Consider the following 2,665-nt stretch of genomic DNA (forward strand, 5'->3'; position numbering starts at 1 on the left):
ATTGATGAAAATGAAGATTTAGTAATATCAGGACTTGGATATATAGAAGTTAAAAGAGGACCTCTTGAAGTTAGATTACATTTACCTAAATATGTAAAAGTCATAGTTAGAAAAAGTATATCTAAAGATTCTAATTTTGAAGAAAATATAGAAGAGGATGATGATTTTCTATGGTAATTAAGTTTTTTATAAGAATACTATTTTTACTTTTAATTATATTTACTAGTTTATTAATAGGAGTTAATATAATATATGGAGTCTTGAATATATGAAAGTATCTATTTTAGGTAGTAGCAGTAGTGGTAATTCAACTTTTTTATCTGTAAATAATAAAAAAATTTTGATAGATGTTGGATTTAGTATGAAAAAATTGAATGATAAATTATCTCAAATTAATGAAAGTTTAGAAAATATAGGATATATTTTTATAACACATGAACATAGTGATCATATAAAATCATTAGGTTCTATACTTAGAAAATATGATGTAAACGTCTATATACATAGAAAATCTTTTGATGCCATTAAAGATAAAATTGGAAAATATGATTCAAATAAAATTAATTTATTAGATAATAGAGAAATCTTTTTAGATGATTTATCAATTAAAAATTTTGACTTAACACATGATGCATCTCATTGTTTAGGATATTCATTTGAAATAAATGATAAAAAATTTACGTATATAACAGACACTGGATATGTAAGTAGAACTATGAACTTAAATTGCTTAAATTCTGATATACTTGCAATAGAAAGTAATTATGATTTAGATATGCTTATGAATGGAAGTTATCCATGGGATATTAAAAATAGAATTAAAAGTAAGTTTGGACATTTAAGCAATAGAGATACTTTGAATTTAGTTAAGTCAATTTATGAATATGATTCTTGTAAATTGAAAAAGGTTTTTCTTATGCACTTGAGTGAAGAAAACAATTTAGAAGCTTTAGCTTTACACAATATTAAAAGTAATTTTTTGGATATAGATGTAGAGGTTTCAGGTGAAGAAGTAACATCTATATTTGAGTTTTAGGGAGAATTATGTGGAGAAAATTAGATTTACTAGTAAGAAGTTTAGATGTATATATAAATTATAGGGGTAAAGGTAAAATTATGCTTAATAATGGTAATGTATCTTCAGATATTATGCTTATATTAACTGATATTAAAGATGATGCATTATTAAGTAAAAATATTTTAAATAGTCCAGAAGGTCAAAAAATAAAAGATATATTTAATTTTGTTGGGATACCTATAGATGATATATATATTACATCTTTGTATAAACTAGATAGAAGATTTTTAAGTGTTGATAAGAAAAGTTTAGAAAATTTATTAGATGTGCTAAGAAGTGAAATATTTTTAGTTAATCCTAAATATATAATAACAGTTGGTGGAGAAGTATTTAATTTATTGATTTCTGATATTGCTAAAATGGATATAACTACAAATAATGTTAATTTCTATAATTCAGTAGGTAAAATGTATGATTATGAAGGAAGAGCACTTGTACCAATATATGACTTTTCATATATATTAAAATCAACAAAAGAAGAAAAAAAGAAAATGGTGGATGTTTTAGAAGTTATAAATAAAATTAGGAGGAATAAATGATAGGAATAGGAATAGTAGGGTTACCTAATGTTGGTAAATCAACTCTATTTAATGCAATTACGAAAACACAAAATGCGGAGGCAGCAAACTATCCTTTTGCAACAATAGAACCAAATGTTGGGATAGTTTCTGTACCAGATTTAAGACTTGATGAACTTGCAAAGATAATAAATCCTAAAAGAGTTTTGGGAGCAAGTGTTGAATTTGTTGACATAGCAGGTCTTGTTAAAGGAGCTGCAAATGGTGAAGGTTTAGGAAATAAATTTTTAGCAAATATTAGAAATACTGTAGCAATATGTCAAGTTGTACGTTGTTTTGAAGATGAAAATATTATACATGTAGAAGGTAGTGTTGATCCCATAAGGGATATAGAGATAATAAATGGAGAATTGATATTATCGGATGCAGAAACTGTAGAAAATGCAATACAAAAAAATTCTAAACAAGCTAAGAATAATAAAGATGCAAAAAGATTAGTTGAGGTTTTAGAAAAATGTAAATTACATTTAGATGATTATAAGATGCTTTCAACTTTGAATTTAGATCAAGATGAATTAGATTTAATTTCAACATATCAATTATTGACATTAAAACCTATGATGTTTGGTTTAAATATTTCAGAAGAAGATCTTGTTAATTCTATTGATAATGATCATGTTAAAAGAGTTAAGGAATATGCAGAAAGTATAAATGCAGAATGTGTAACATTTTCAGCAAAGGTTGAGTCTGAATTAATAGAAATAGAAGATGAAAATGAGAGAAATGAATTTATTGAAAGTTTAGGAATAAAAGAACCTAGTTTAAATAGATTTATTAGATGTGGATTCCATTTATTAGGATTAATTTCATACTTTACAGCAGGAGAGCAAGAAGTTAGGGCTTGGACTATTAAGAAGGGAACTTTAGCTCCACGTGCTGCTCGTGAAATACATTCTGATATAGAAAGAGGGTTTATAAGAGCTGAGGTTGTAGAATATAATAAATTTATAGAGTATAAAGGTTGGCAAGGAAGTAAGGAAAAAGGTGCAATGAGACTTGAAGGTAAGGA

At 25.7% G+C, this 2,665-nt stretch carries 4 protein-coding genes; all 4 read left to right on the forward strand.

What is annotated here, in order from left to right; all coding sequences use genetic code 11:
• The gene (locus ACWYO2_RS05670) at positions 1-177 is read left to right on the forward strand and encodes a hypothetical protein (protein WP_455515513.1); all 177 of its coding nucleotides are present in this window, start codon (positions 1-3) and stop codon (positions 175-177) included.
• Between the two features lie 91 nt (positions 178-268).
• Positions 269-1,036: an MBL fold metallo-hydrolase gene (locus ACWYO2_RS05675; protein WP_455515510.1), complete on the forward strand. Its 768-nt coding sequence runs from the start codon at positions 269-271 to the stop codon at positions 1,034-1,036.
• A gap of 8 nt (positions 1,037-1,044) precedes the next feature.
• The gene (locus tag ACWYO2_RS05680; protein WP_455515511.1) at positions 1,045-1,617 is read left to right on the forward strand and encodes a uracil-DNA glycosylase family protein; all 573 of its coding nucleotides are present in this window, start codon (positions 1,045-1,047) and stop codon (positions 1,615-1,617) included.
• Positions 1,614-2,665 (forward strand): redox-regulated ATPase YchF (gene ychF / locus ACWYO2_RS05685; RefSeq protein ID WP_455515512.1); only part of this gene is annotated, 1,052 nt, incomplete at its 3' end. The genes ACWYO2_RS05680 and ychF, both read left to right, overlap by 4 nt.

The organism is Pseudostreptobacillus sp. (assembly GCF_977040545.1).

Excerpts from the sequence above, each read along its gene's own strand:
- ACWYO2_RS05675 (WP_455515510.1), top strand. The coding sequence starts at position 269 with ATGAAAGTATCTATTTTAGGTAGTAGCAGTAGTGGTAATTCAACTTTT.
- ACWYO2_RS05680 (WP_455515511.1), top strand. The coding sequence starts at position 1,045 with ATGTGGAGAAAATTAGATTTACTAGTAAGAAGTTTAGATGTATATATA.